We start from the raw sequence: 12,899 nt of genomic DNA on the forward strand, positions 1-12,899 counted from the left end.
TAATTTTACCGCTGAAATATACTCTTTTATAGACGGTCGATTATTAGGTGCTTACGTTATTTCTGCATTAAACTGATCAAGTAGTCCGCAAAGCCACTGGTAGTCAATTCAACCGCATTCGGCAGCTGTTGGGCAAAGTCGCACGTAACATGCTGCTTAAGCAAGGCCTCTCTAACTGCTTGGGTGATCAAATCCGCTACCGGCTGCCAGCCCAAATATTCAAACATCATAACTCCCGAAAGAATTAATGATGTCGGATTTAATTTATTTTGTCCCGTAAATTGTGGAGCCGTCCCGTGAGTTGCTTCAAAAATTGCCTGCTTACTTTGATAATTAATATTGGCACCTGGAGAAATTCCAATTCCGCCTACCTGTGCAGCCAAGGCATCAGAAATATAATCACCATTAAGATTCAAAGTTGCGATTACCGAAAAGTTTTCAGGATGTAATAATGATTGCTGAAAAAAGTTATCTGTGATCAAATCATTTACTATAATTTTGCCTTCTTTTTCAGCAGCGGTTTGTGCTTGCTCGGCAGCCGCTTGCCCTGTTTGCTGTTCTATTTTTTTGAAATCTTCGGCCGTAAATACTTGATCCCCAAACTCGGCAGCTGCCTCATAGCCCCATTTTTTAAAACCGCCTTCTGTCTTTTTCATAATATTTCCCTTATGAACTAAGGTAACGCGTGGTAAATGATGATCAACAGCATACTGAATAGCTGCTTTGACTAATCGCTTCGAACCTTGACTTGAAACTGGCTTGATAGCAAAAGCCGAACTCGCTGGGAAACGAATCTTGCCTAATTCATGCTGCTTAGTCAGAAACGCTAGTAATTCATCTGCCGCAGCAGTTCCAGCTGCAAAATCAATTCCAGCATAAATATCTTCCGTATTCTCCCGAAAAACGGTCATTGCGACCTTTTCAGGAAATTTTACAGGAGAAGGTACTCCCTTAAAATAATTAACTGGTCGTACACAAGCATACAAATCTAAATCTTGGCGCAAGGTAACGTTAATTGAACGATGTCCCTTGCCAATCGGAGTCGTTAACGGCCCCTTAATTGCTACCAGATGCTCTTTTAAGCTTTGAACTGTTGCTTGGGGCAGCCATTCACCAGTCTGCTTAAATGCTGCTTCACCGGCTAATAAGCGCTGCCAGCTAATTTTTCTTGATGACCCATAAACTTGTCGAACTGCTTTATCAAAAACACTTCTAGCCGCTGACCAAATTTCTGGGCCGATACCATCGCCGGCAATAAACGGAATAATGGGAAAAGCTGGAACTTGCAGTTTTCCAGCTGTCACTGTTAATTTTTCTGGTTCATTCATCAATTTCACCTGCTCCTTTTGAATAGTGACGCCCAGTTGGACCAACATAGGCTGAACACGGGCGAATTAAAACATTCTCTTGGCGCTGTTCCATAATATGTGCCAGCCAACCAACTGTCCGACAAGCAGCAAAAATCATTGTAAAAGTTTCTTTTTGCAAACCAAGGCAATGGTAAATTAGGGCTGTATAATAATCAACATTGGGATGCAACTTAAATTTTTCAAGCATATAATCGGCAATCTGTGTTTGAATTTGAAAATAAACCTGATTATCAGTTTCTTGTGCCAACTCCGCCGCAATCTTTTTCAAGATAACAGCACGCGGATCACCATTTTTATAAATTCGATGACCAAACCCCATAATTTTTCGTTTAGCATGCAACTGATCTTGCAAATAAACAATTGGATCAATTTGCTGTTGCTTGATGGTTTCAAGCATTTCAAATACCCGCTCGTTGGCTCCGCCATGCAATGGTCCTTTCAAAGCACAAACCGCTGCTGTTAAACAAGAGTAATAATCCGTCAACGTTGAAGCTGCTACGCGCGCAGTGAAAGTTGAAGCGTTAAATTCGTGATCTGCATGCAAAATCATAACTGTCGAAAACATTCGTGATAATTGCTGGCTAGGCTTTTTACCTGTCATCATCAATAAAAAGTTATCTACAACTCCTAAATGATGGTCTGCTTCCAGTAAAGGTTCATTATCCCGAATCCGAATAATCGCAGCAATCGCTGTCAGCATCTTCGCCAAAATTTTAGGTGGTTCATCGTGTTCAACATCATTGGTTGTTCCCAGCAAAGAAGTTGTTGTCCGCAAAATGCTCATGGGGTGTTGCGGTTCTTTGGCAATATAAAGCAGCAAACGAATCGTTTCAGCAGGCAGCACCATTTGTTCAACTAAATTTTGGCGAAAAGCTGTCAATTCATGTTTATTCGGTAAGCGCGTATGCCATAATAAAAATACTACTTCTTCGAATGAAGCCTGAGCGATCTCCTCAATTGGATAACCAGCATAAATTAAATGGGCATTTTTAGTTGAACTTATTTTAGTCTCGTCAACTATAATTCCTGCTAAACCTCGTGAATTAGTCATCTGATCCCTCACTTTCATTTTGTTTTGCCATTTTTCGAGCAATAACATATGGTAAAATTCCGCTGGCTTTAAAATATTCCCTGTCAATCGGCGCATCAAATCTGACACGAACGGTAAAATCAACTTGCCGATCAGGGGACTCTGCTAAAACTTTAGCCGTCTTACCAGTTAGTTTGATCGTAAATTTTTCATTGCCCTGCAGCCCTAAGGTATCTGCCGTATCTCCTGCCATGAACTGTAAAGGTAAAACACCCATCATCACTAAATTTGAGCGATGAATTCGTTCAAAACTTTCCGCTATGACTGCCTTGACCCCCAGTAATTCAACGCCCTTTGCCGCCCAATCACGCGAAGATCCCATTCCGTAATCTTTGCCTGCCAAAATAATTGTTCCAATGTTATGCTGCTTATAATCCATTGCTGCTTCATAAATTGTCGTTTCTTTGTTGGTCAGCCATGATCTGGTAAATCCACCTTGCTTTTCAGGAGTCAACTGGTTTTGCAGCCGAATATTAGCTAAAGTTCCTCTCATCATGACTTCATGATTGCCCCGCCGTGATCCATATGAATTAAAATCTGCCGGTTGAACCCCATGTTCTTGCAAGTACTTGCCTGCCGGAGTTGTTTGACCAATAAAACCAGCTGGTGAAATATGGTCAGTTGTAATCGAATCACCTAATTTTGCCAATACTCTTAATCCGGTCAAATCGGTTTGCCGCGATGCAAACAAAGGCGGTAATGCTAAATAAGTTGATGCTGCCTGCCAAGGGTAAGTAACCGATTCAGTGACCGGCAAGGCATTCCAAGCAGCGTTCTGACTAAAAATATTTTGATAGTTTGCTGAAAAAAGCTGTGGTTTAACATATTGATGAATAACCTGACTGACTTCCGCCGTTGTTGGCCACAGATCACTTAGATAAACGGCTTTTCCTTGTTGATCTTGACCAATAGGTTGGTGAAGCAAATCAATGTCGAGTGTGCCTGCTAGCGCATACGCAATTACCAAGGGCGGTGAAGCCAAATAGGTATCTTTAATTAACGGATTAACCCGCCCTTCAAAATTACGATTACCGCTTTCAATTGCAGCTAACGGATAGTTTGTTTGATTAATTATTTCTTGAACTCCTGGCTGCAATTTACCCGAATTACCGATACAAGTCGTACAACCATAACCAACAATATTAAAACCTAATTGATCCAAATAAGTCTGCAATTGTGCAGCTTGCAAATAGTCAGCTACCACCCGCGACCCCGGAGCAAATGACGTTTTTACATAAGCGGGGATTTTTAAACCAGCAGCAACTGCTTTTTCAGCCAACAAACCCGCTGTAATCAAAATTTCAGGATTAGATGTATTAGTACAACTGGTAATTGCGGCAATTCCCAAAGCACCCGGCCTCAAGCTGAAAGTTTGCCCAGCTGTCTTTACCTGGCAGTTTTTTAATTCAGCATATTTTTTAAAATTCTGTGGTAATTGAGATAATTCAACCAAATCTTGCGGACGTTTAGGACCCGCAACACTGCTCGTGATCGTCCCTAAATCTAACTCAACGTTTTCTGAATAATGACGCAAATTATCTTCATTTTCTTGATACCATAAATGATTTACTTTCGCATATTTTTCAACTAACTTAATTTGTTCTGCCGATCTGTCTGTTAAGCGTAAATAGCTCAAAGTCTGTTGATCAATTGGGAAATAACCACAAGTTGCTCCATATTCTGGTGCCATATTAGCAATTGTTGCCCGATTTGCCAGCGGTAGATTTTTAAGCCCTGGTCCATAAAATTCAACAAATTTTCCAACTACATTCTGTTTTCTTAAAATATGTGTTAACGTTAACGCCAAGTCGGTCGCTGTAGCCGTTGCCGGCATTTTACCAGTTAAGCGGACACCAACCACTTGTGGCATGGGAAAATAGGATTCTTGCCCCAACATACTAGCCTCAGCCTCAATTCCACCAACGCCCCAACCAAGTACGCCCAAAGCGTTGATCATCGTCGTATGTGAATCAGTCCCGACTAGCGTATCAGGAAAAGCAAGCGGCTCGGCTGCTTTTGAATGGCGAATAACCGGTGAAAGATATTCCAAATTAACCTGATGAATAATTCCCGTATCCGGTGGAATAACTGTCAAGTTCTTAAAGCTGGCCTGCGCCCATTTCAAAAACAAATAACGTTCACGATTCCGTTTGAATTCTTGTTTAATATTATATTCAAAAGCGTCTTGATTTCCTGCCAAATCAACTTGAACTGAGTGATCGATTACTAAATGTACCGGTACATCTGGATTGATCGCCGTTGGGTCTCCCCCTTGATTTTGAACTTCTTCACGCATCGCCGCCAAATCAACTAATGCTGGGACACCGGTAAAATCCTGCAAAATAACCCGTTCAGGTTTATAGGGCACATCATTAGTATGTTGCTCATCCCAATTATTAAAAACAGCTAGATATTTTTTTAGCGCTGGCTGTTTGGAACTGTGGCGCAAGGTCAATTCTAATAAAACCCTAATAGCATATGGCATTGCTTCAATTTCTTGTTCTTCATGCTGTAAGTAAGCCGCAATATCATAATAGTAATAATTTTTCCCTGCTAAAGTAAATTGGTTGCGATAAGTTTCTGTCATTTTTGATCCTCCAGACATCAATCTTTTCTCAGATAATTTTTAATCATTCTAACATAGTTTTAATTTGCTGCAACTAACACTCCATGTTAATTCAGCATAATTTACATGTATTCATAACCAAAAAACACGATATTCTTTCTTTAATAAATAGGGAAGCGCTGTCATTTTTATAAAGAGAATATTTTTTCTCATTATTTTTTTATTATCTGCTATTAAAAACAGCAGTCCTACCAGAATAAGAACTGCCGTTTAGTACTTTTTCAATTGTCAACTGCTTATTAATGATCGGATTGATAAGTAGTTAAAACATCCGCACACAATTTGTGACTCAAGCAAATATTTTTTTGTTTGAGTTTTGTTGATGTTTGCGAACGAACAGCTTGAATAAAAGCCGTAACCATTTGAGAAAAGCCGTAAACTTCTAACGGAGTCGCCCATTTTTCAGGTTCCCAACTTTTCTTTACTGCCGCCGTTTCCAATTCCAACTGTTGCAAATTTTTCAAGGTCCCACAACCGGATCCGCTGGTTAACTGAATCTGTTCATTATCAGTTCCCGCCTGTGCGTCTAAAGCAACCCAAGCTGCTGTATGCTCAGTTTCCAGCTGCATAACTGCCGTTTCCAAAAGGCCATCAGTATCTTTAATTTGACTCGTAACGTTTTGAATTGGTTCATCAATCAGATAAACAGCTGTATCAACCAAATGTATAAACAGTTCATTAACCATATCAACTACTGGTCGTTTAAATTCACATAAATTTTTTTGGACACTTAATAACCGTTTATTAGAAACCCTTTTTAGTTGATCAACCATTGGCGCAAACCGCCGATTAAATCCCAACATAAAGATCCGCCGGTTATCCAGTGCTAACCGCTGTAAACTTTTTATTTCTGTCAATGACTCACCAACTGGTCGATCAATAAAAACATGAATTCCCTTTTGCAAACAACGTTCAGCTAACTTCAACTGTTCAGCTGAAGAGCCATGAATAAAGCATGCGTCAATTCCTCCAGCAATCAATTGATCCAGACTTTGATATAAATAGTCAACTTGATATCTTTGCATTAATTGTTTTTTTATATTTGGATCTTTAACCGCAAACATAAAATCTCCTTGATTACGGTTTTCAAAATAAAGCGGCAAAAAAAGTTTCAATGTCTGCTGCTCAACTCCGATAACGCCAAATTTCATCTAACAGCTTCCTCTCAACAGTATTCAAATCCATTTTTGTACTGTTCATTGTCTGATTTTTAGCAGCTTATTCGCGAAACTCACCATCAATGATATTATCATCATCCGGTCTTTGTGGTGATTGATAATCCGGCATAACAATTGCTGCAATTACATATAACAAAATACCTAAAAATACCTGTCCAGGGAAAATAATCAATAACGCACCAATAATTCTTGTCCATGATTTGTCCCAAGAAAAATACTCGGCAATCCCCCCTAGCACTCCTGAAACAATTTTATCGCTTGATTTAGTTAGCTTTCGTTGTCTTTTCATAACTACCCTCCCATTTCGATTAAATTTAAATCATCTCTAATTCTTAGATTACTATGATTTAGTTTTAAGTTCAATTGATTAAACACAACGGCTACGGTAATTACAACCGAATTATTTACACTACTTTCCCACCATATTTTCAAAAAAAATTAAATCTTTTTATCAATTATCATTGCTTAATTTTAAACAAAATTCAATTATAAGAAAAATAAATAATAAAAATAAAAAGCCATAATATTTAACAAGCTTATTTTGCTGTTATATAATGGTTTTTGACGAACAATCATATTTTTAAATCAAATATTCAGATTTGATTATAATCTGTTTCCGCATTGAATTAATTAGTTTTAGTATAGCTGTTTAATAATAACTCTTATTTTATGATTACATAATTTAATTTGAAAGAAGTTGATAAAGTGCCATCTGGTCAGCAAACATTTAATTCTAATAAAGCTGAAAAAAATGATCGATATTTGATAATAATCACTGCTATCGTGACCTTGGGCGGACTTTTGTTTGGAATTAATACTGGAGTTATTAACGGTCTATTGCCTTTCATGGCAGCTAAAAATCAATTAAATTTATCTCCGCTTCTACAAGGTGTCGTTACCAGCAGCCTGACTTTGGGAGCAGCGTTTGGTGCATTAACTACGGGCAGATTTGCCGATCATTATGGTCGCAAAAGTCTGCTTTTTTGTTTGGCTATTCTTTTTCTCATTAGTAACAGCGGTTGTATTTTCGCCGCAACTGCCAGTTGGTTGATTGGTTGGCGATTTATTTTAGGATTGGCGGTTGGCGGTGTTTCCGTTGTCGTTCCAACTTATTTATCAGAAATTGCAACTCCTAAAATGCGTGGAAGAATGATTACTCAAAATGACTTAATGATTACCAGCGGCCAATTACTAGTTTTTTGCAGCAATGCTCTATTAGGGAATCTGTTGGCAGCTGATCACAATGTTTGGCGTTGGATGATGATCATCGGAATCATCCCCGCCTTGGTATTACTTTTTGGAATGCCAGCTGTCCCTGAATCACCACGCTGGTTATTGAGCAAAAAGCAACCAACTGCTGCTCTTGCTAACTTAACCAAACTACGAGGCAACTCTCAAGTCGCAGCAGATGAACTACAAAAAATCCAACAATCGTTTAAACAGTTAAAAACTGTCCAAACTTGGTCTTGGAAATTATTAAAAAAACCAGCAATTCGTAAATTATTTTTACTGGGAATCGGATTGGGAGTTATTCAGCAACTGATTGGGATCAATGTCATCATGTATTATGGAACGACAATTTTAATAGCCAGTGGTTTTGCCCATCAAGCTGCCCTAATCGCTAATATCAGTAATGGTGTTATCTCAGTAATTGCTTCGTTGACCGGTATGCATTTAATGACTTGTTGGCCACGACGAAAGATGCTGCTGCTGGGAATTAAAATGACTACCATATCTTTGGGAGTAATTGATTTAAGTGCTTTGTTTTTTAATCGGTTAACAATTTTTCCTTATATTGTTATTTTGTTAGTTTTAGTCTTTCTGTTCTTTTTTCAAAGTATGGTTTCCCCGACAACTTGGGTTATCATCGCTGAAATTTTCCCACAAAAATTACGTGGATTAGGTGTAGGGATAAGTACTTTTGCATTATGGTTGGCTAATTTTGGTGTGGGACTGCTTTTCCCAATTTGTCTGCATCAATTTGGTCTGGGTCTGACGTTCTTCGGCTTTTTTGTTATCAATTTATTGGCTTATGTTTTCACTTATCGCTTAGTGCCAGAAACCAGCAATCGTTCACTGGAAAAAGTCCAGCAAAATATCTAAAAATACTTGTAACTTCAGTAATATTTCGTTAAACAAAACTATCAGAAAGGAAGCTGCTGACTATGAAAATTGCTTTAATTACTCAATACCTTGAAGGCCACGGGGGTACAGAACGCGTTATTGCCGAATTACTTAATCACGATTTAAAAAATGACTACTTGGTTCTCGTTCCTCGTAGTGGTGAACATCCTGAATGGCTTCAATGGATTAACCGTTCAACCGGACAGCAAGTAAAAATTTGTCCACCGGCAGATGAAACGACCCAAGTGAAGTTTATTTCTAAAAACTTGCTTGCCTATCAACCAGCAATTGTTTTAGGACTAGAAGGCAAAGCAAATCGGTTGGCTGCTCAATTGCGTCAACAGTATCAATTAGATTATCAAATTATTTCCTGGGGACATACCTCAATTAATGAGACTGACTTCTTTAATCGACAAGATTTGCAATTTCCTGATTATCATTTGGCTATCAGTTCCGGTATTCAAAAACAACTCTTAGCAATGGGTGTTCCAGCTGCTAAAATCTTTTTAATTTATAATCCAGTAACAATTATATCCCACCAAACTATCCCAGCACCGCCGGCAGGGCAGCCGTTTCATCCAATTTTTATTGGACGTATGATTCTTGATGGGCAAAAAAATATTCGTCTATTATTTGATGGATTGAAATTACTGCATATTCCTTGGAAATTAGATATGTTTGGCAAAGGTTATGATTTTCCAAAAGTTAAACAATATGCACAAAAATTAGGAATTGCTGCCAATATCAGTTGGCATGGCTGGCTGCCTAATCCTTGGCAAATGGTTTCCCAAGCTGATGGTTTGTTGTTAAGTTCAAAATATGAGGGGTTCCCTATGGTACTGGTTGAGGCAATTTCGCGCGGCTTACCAGTCATTTCAACTAATTGCCCAACTGGTCCGCAAGATATTATCAATCATCAAAATGGTATTTTGACGCCGATGGATGACGCCCCTGCTTTTGCCCAAGCTTGCACTTGGTTATACCTTAATCGGCAACTTTATAAACGCCAACAAGTTCAACAGACTATGAGAAAGTTTGATGTTAAAAATTATATCCGTCATCTTGAAGAAATTTATCGCTTTGTAACTGGTAAAACACAAAAAATTACTTTCAAATTACCAGATAGCGATGATCCAAGTAAACCAACAGTCTAGATAATTACCAACTGAATTGCCAAGCAATCTTTTTGCGGCAGTTCAGTTTTTTGTTCAAGCGTACTTTCTAATTTCGTTTAAAATTCAATATCTCTCACGTACTATAAAATGTTAAAATAGTTTAGTATCATAATTATGCTTAAACTATAGGGGGAAATTAATGTTTATCGGAATCGGAACACTGGTTAACACTGGAGCTGTTATCATCGGCGGTTTGGGTGGCTATCTTTTTCAACGGATCTTAACTAAGAAAATGCAGGAAACTTTAATGCAAGCATTGGGAACAGCTGTAATTTTCATTGGAATTTCTGGTGCCTTAAGTCAAATCTTAGTAATTAAACAGCACACTTTAACCACTAAGGGAACAATGTTAGCTGCTATCTCTTTGGCACTTGGAGCATTTATCGGCGAATTATTGAATATTGAAGGTCAATTTAATCGGTTAGGTAGCTGGCTGCGTATGCGAATCGGCCGGCAAAACGATTCTAAGTTCATTGATGCTTTTGTTATCGCTACGCTAACAACTTGTGTTGGAGCTATGGCAATTATTGGACCATTACAAGATGCTTTGGCTGGCGATCCAACCATGCTTTTTACCAAAGCAATTCTTGATGGTGTTATCGTTGCGCTTTATACAGCGGCCCTTGGAATCGGTGCTATTTTTTGTGCTTTACCCATTTTAATTTTTCAAGGCGGTATTACTTTATTAGCAACGATTATCAATCCGTGGTTAAATACTGCTATGACTAATGGCATCTCACTGGTCGGTTCAATGATGATTTTTTGCATTGGCTTAAATCTGCTTTTAAATTGTAAAATCAGAGTAGCCAATATGCTGCCTGCAATTTTAGTTGTCTTGATTTATGGAATTTTAAAGTAAAAATAACTATTTTCAATAAATTAGTGGAGTTAATTAGCAGTTTAGATTCGTGAGTGCTAATTAATTGCATTTATCACTAAATCGTTTATTATAGAAGATGAAATAAGGAATTAAAGAAAGGATGATTTTAGATGGCTAATGATTTAAACCGTTACAATGGATTACTTGATAACTTAGGTGGCTGGATGAATGATGATTTCTTTAAGAACTTTGGTAAGAATGTCTTTAGCAAGTTACCTATCAAGGGTGATTTAAAAACTGATATTAAGGAAACAAAAGACGCGTATCAGGTAAAAATCGATATGCCTGGGTTTGATAAAAAGAACATTCATATTAACTATGATAATGACGTTTTATCCATTTTCGGCAGACGTGATAGCTTTAGTGATGAAAGTGATAAGGAAGGCAATACCGTTTATAGTGAACGTTCTTATGGTGAGTTTTCACGGCAATATAACTTACCAGATGTCGATCGTGATAAAGTCAGTGCCAAGTATGATAATGGCGTTTTAAGTTTGACTTTGCCGAAAGTTGAAACAGTCGAAGACAGCGCAAGTCATATTGAAATTGAATAATTAGGTAAATGGTAAAAAAGAAACGGTGCTCAAAAACAAGCGCCGTTTCTTTTTTACTATTTAAATATTGCTACTTAGTTCATGCTCGGCGTGAGCTAACAAAATCAGCTGAATAATACTTAAGCTTTTTTGCCTGGTTCAGAGGCAATAATTTCTAACTGACCACTTAGTTGCCATGATTTGACTGCAAACGGTAAAATTAGGTGCTGACCCTTTTTCAAAGGATATTTCTTATCAGCTACTTGCAACTGACCACTCCCATTTAAAACCGAAACCAATGTATAAGGAGCTGTTTTTCTCACAAAATTGGCGGTCCCGCCTGCTGTTAGATCCCAACGATAAACAGCAAAAAAATCAGTTGCTGCAAATTGCGTAACCTGAGCATCTCCAACACGATATTTTTTTTGCTGCAGCTGTGGGTCAACATGCGGTACATTAGTCACTGCAATTGATTGCTGTAAATGCAGCTGTCTTTTCTGATGTGTTGATGGATCAACTCGATCAAAGTCATAAACACGATAAGTTGTATCAGAACTTTGCTGCGTTTCTAATGCCATAATGCCGGCTCCCAAAGCATGGATCGTTCCACTAGGCACATAAAAGAAATCGCCAGCTTTAACCGGAACATAACGCAATAATTTATCCCACTGCTGCTGTTTAATCATTTCTGCCAGCTCTTGCCTTGTTTTAGCTGTATGCCCGTAAATCAACTTAGCATCCGGATCAGCTGCAATAATATACCAACATTCGGTCTTACCTAATTCATGTTCATGCTTAGCTGCATACGCATCATCAGGGTGAACTTGAACTGACAAATCTTTATGGGCGTCCAAAATTTTTGTTAGCAAAGGAAAAACTTTTCCTTGTGCATCGCCGAACACCTCGCGATGCTCTTGCCATACCTGATCAAGTTTCATCCCCGCAAAAGCACCATTTTCAACCACCGCACAACCATGCGGATGCGCAGAAATTGCCCAGCACTCCCCAGTATGATCACTAGGAATCTGATAACCAAATTCACTTTTAAGCCGAGTTCCACCCCACATTTTTTCCTGAAAATATGGTTTCAAAAACATTGGTTCTATCATAATCTGCCTCCCATTGTTCCAGCCATTATAATTCACTTCTACTTTAGTATAGCATGAAATGGCTTTCTTCGTTATTTACAAAATATCTGAAATTCAATACTTGTTTTTTAGAATAAAATCTTTTATAATATGACGTATTGTCATATGACACGCTGTCACACATAAAATAGAAAGGAGTTTAAAATGCCTAAGGATACTTTCTACCATCTTGACCAGGCAAAAAAGCAGCGTTTATTCATTGCTATCAAAAATGAATTTTCACAAAAAAATTTTGCTGACTCAGCTATCAGTGAAATCGTTAAAGTCGCTGGCATTCCACGCGGCAGTTTTTATCAGTACTTTGAAGATAAACTTGATTGTTATCTTTATTTTGTCGGCCAAGTTCAAAATGAACGCAATCAAATTTTTTTAAATACTTTGATTGCTAATCAAGGTAATCTGCTGCTGGCTACAAAACACTTTTTTACTATCAGCATTGAAGATGTTCTCCATGGCACTTATGCTGATTTCTATCAAACGATGATTACAGCTCATGACTTTCGGCTGCATCGTTTTTTAAAACATGGTAGCCGCCAACAGCTGGTCCATGACCTTTATCAACACACTGATTTAGATCAGCTCCGAGTCAATGATTTAGAAGACTTCCGTTATTTGATTGAAATGATTTTAAACATTTTTTTCCGTTCAATCGGTAGTTATTTCAATAATCATTCAGCAACCCCGCTTACCAGCGTCCAAATTCAAGAACGCTGCTTGTTGATGTTGGATTGGCTGGCTAACGGAGTTTCTACTACTAATAAAACTAATTAAATTG

The 12,899-nt window shown here is 38.2% G+C and carries 11 protein-coding genes; 5 read left to right on the plus strand and 6 right to left on the minus strand.

Annotation, left to right across the window (positions count from 1 at the left end):
• Nucleotides 1–56 precede the first annotated feature (56 nt).
• The 5 genes from icd to FC89_RS10325 all read right to left on the minus strand — a co-directional run bounded on the left by icd (nucleotide 57) and on the right by FC89_RS10325 (nucleotide 6,553).
• Complete coding sequence (gene icd, locus FC89_RS10305) at nucleotides 57–1,328, minus strand: NADP-dependent isocitrate dehydrogenase (RefSeq protein ID WP_057872475.1); 1,272 nt, start codon at nucleotides 1,326–1,328, stop codon at nucleotides 57–59.
• Nucleotides 1,321–2,421, minus strand: a complete 1,101-nt coding sequence (locus FC89_RS10310; RefSeq protein ID WP_057872476.1) for a citrate/2-methylcitrate synthase — start codon at nucleotides 2,419–2,421, stop codon at nucleotides 1,321–1,323. The genes icd and FC89_RS10310 overlap by 8 nt, the downstream gene beginning before the upstream one ends.
• Nucleotides 2,414–5,047, minus strand: a complete 2,634-nt coding sequence (acnA, locus tag FC89_RS10315; RefSeq protein WP_057872477.1) for an aconitate hydratase AcnA — start codon at nucleotides 5,045–5,047, stop codon at nucleotides 2,414–2,416. The genes FC89_RS10310 and acnA overlap by 8 nt, the downstream gene beginning before the upstream one ends.
• A 278-nt stretch (nucleotides 5,048–5,325) precedes the next feature.
• Complete coding sequence (locus tag FC89_RS10320) at nucleotides 5,326–6,237, minus strand: Gfo/Idh/MocA family protein (protein WP_057872478.1); 912 nt, start codon at nucleotides 6,235–6,237, stop codon at nucleotides 5,326–5,328.
• Between the two features lie 67 nt (nucleotides 6,238–6,304).
• A complete protein-coding gene (locus FC89_RS10325) occupies nucleotides 6,305–6,553 on the minus strand; it encodes a PspC domain-containing protein (RefSeq protein ID WP_057872479.1) in 249 nt (82 codons plus the stop codon).
• Between the two features lie 398 nt (nucleotides 6,554–6,951).
• Here FC89_RS10325 and FC89_RS10330 point away from each other — a divergent pair, with 398 nt between their 5' ends.
• The 4 genes from FC89_RS10330 (at nucleotide 6,952) to FC89_RS10345 (ending at nucleotide 10,997) form a co-directional block, all read left to right on the plus strand.
• On the plus strand, nucleotides 6,952–8,367 hold the full coding sequence (locus tag FC89_RS10330) for a sugar porter family MFS transporter (protein ID WP_157060714.1): 1,416 nt from the start codon (nucleotides 6,952–6,954) through the stop codon (nucleotides 8,365–8,367).
• Between the two features lie 62 nt (nucleotides 8,368–8,429).
• Nucleotides 8,430–9,542 (plus strand): glycosyltransferase, encoded by a 1,113-nt coding sequence (locus FC89_RS10335; RefSeq protein ID WP_057872480.1) that lies wholly within the window; start codon nucleotides 8,430–8,432, stop codon nucleotides 9,540–9,542.
• A gap of 160 nt (nucleotides 9,543–9,702) precedes the next feature.
• The gene (locus tag FC89_RS10340) at nucleotides 9,703–10,422 is read left to right on the plus strand and encodes a DUF554 domain-containing protein (protein ID WP_057872481.1); all 720 of its coding nucleotides are present in this window, start codon (nucleotides 9,703–9,705) and stop codon (nucleotides 10,420–10,422) included.
• Nucleotides 10,423–10,553: 131 nt separating this feature from the next.
• Nucleotides 10,554–10,997 (plus strand): Hsp20/alpha crystallin family protein, encoded by a 444-nt coding sequence (locus tag FC89_RS10345; protein ID WP_057872482.1) that lies wholly within the window; start codon nucleotides 10,554–10,556, stop codon nucleotides 10,995–10,997.
• A gap of 119 nt (nucleotides 10,998–11,116) precedes the next feature.
• Here FC89_RS10345 and manA read toward each other — a convergent pair whose 3' ends face one another.
• Nucleotides 11,117–12,085, minus strand: coding sequence for a mannose-6-phosphate isomerase, class I (manA, locus tag FC89_RS10350; protein WP_057872483.1), 969 nt, complete (start codon nucleotides 12,083–12,085; stop codon nucleotides 11,117–11,119).
• 183 nt (nucleotides 12,086–12,268) lie between these two features.
• Here manA and FC89_RS10355 point away from each other — a divergent pair, with 183 nt between their 5' ends.
• Nucleotides 12,269–12,895 carry a TetR/AcrR family transcriptional regulator gene (locus FC89_RS10355; protein WP_057872484.1) on the plus strand — a complete coding sequence of 209 codons (627 nt, stop codon included), beginning with the start codon at nucleotides 12,269–12,271 and terminating at the stop codon, nucleotides 12,893–12,895.
• Nucleotides 12,896–12,899: the final 4 nt, after the last annotated feature.

Source organism: Liquorilactobacillus ghanensis DSM 18630, from assembly GCF_001435235.1.
In the GTDB taxonomy this organism is placed as follows: Bacteria; Bacillota; Bacilli; order Lactobacillales; family Lactobacillaceae; genus Liquorilactobacillus; species Liquorilactobacillus ghanensis.

Bases quoted from the DNA above. Each gene is read 5' to 3' on its own strand.
- icd (WP_057872475.1), bottom strand. From the start codon at position 1,328: ATGAATGAACCAGAAAAATTAACAGTGACAGCTGGAAAACTGCAAGTT.
- FC89_RS10310 (WP_057872476.1), bottom strand. From the start codon at position 2,421: ATGACTAATTCACGAGGTTTAGCAGGAATTATAGTTGACGAGACTAAA.
- acnA (WP_057872477.1), bottom strand. From the start codon at position 5,047: ATGACAGAAACTTATCGCAACCAATTTACTTTAGCAGGGAAAAATTAT.
- FC89_RS10320 (WP_057872478.1), bottom strand. From the start codon at position 6,237: ATGAAATTTGGCGTTATCGGAGTTGAGCAGCAGACATTGAAACTTTTT.
- FC89_RS10325 (WP_057872479.1), bottom strand. From the start codon at position 6,553: ATGAAAAGACAACGAAAGCTAACTAAATCAAGCGATAAAATTGTTTCA.
- FC89_RS10335 (WP_057872480.1), top strand. From the start codon at position 8,430: ATGAAAATTGCTTTAATTACTCAATACCTTGAAGGCCACGGGGGTACA.
- FC89_RS10340 (WP_057872481.1), top strand. From the start codon at position 9,703: ATGTTTATCGGAATCGGAACACTGGTTAACACTGGAGCTGTTATCATC.
- FC89_RS10345 (WP_057872482.1), top strand. From the start codon at position 10,554: ATGGCTAATGATTTAAACCGTTACAATGGATTACTTGATAACTTAGGT.
- manA (WP_057872483.1), bottom strand. From the start codon at position 12,085: ATGATAGAACCAATGTTTTTGAAACCATATTTTCAGGAAAAAATGTGG.
- FC89_RS10355 (WP_057872484.1), top strand. From the start codon at position 12,269: ATGCCTAAGGATACTTTCTACCATCTTGACCAGGCAAAAAAGCAGCGT.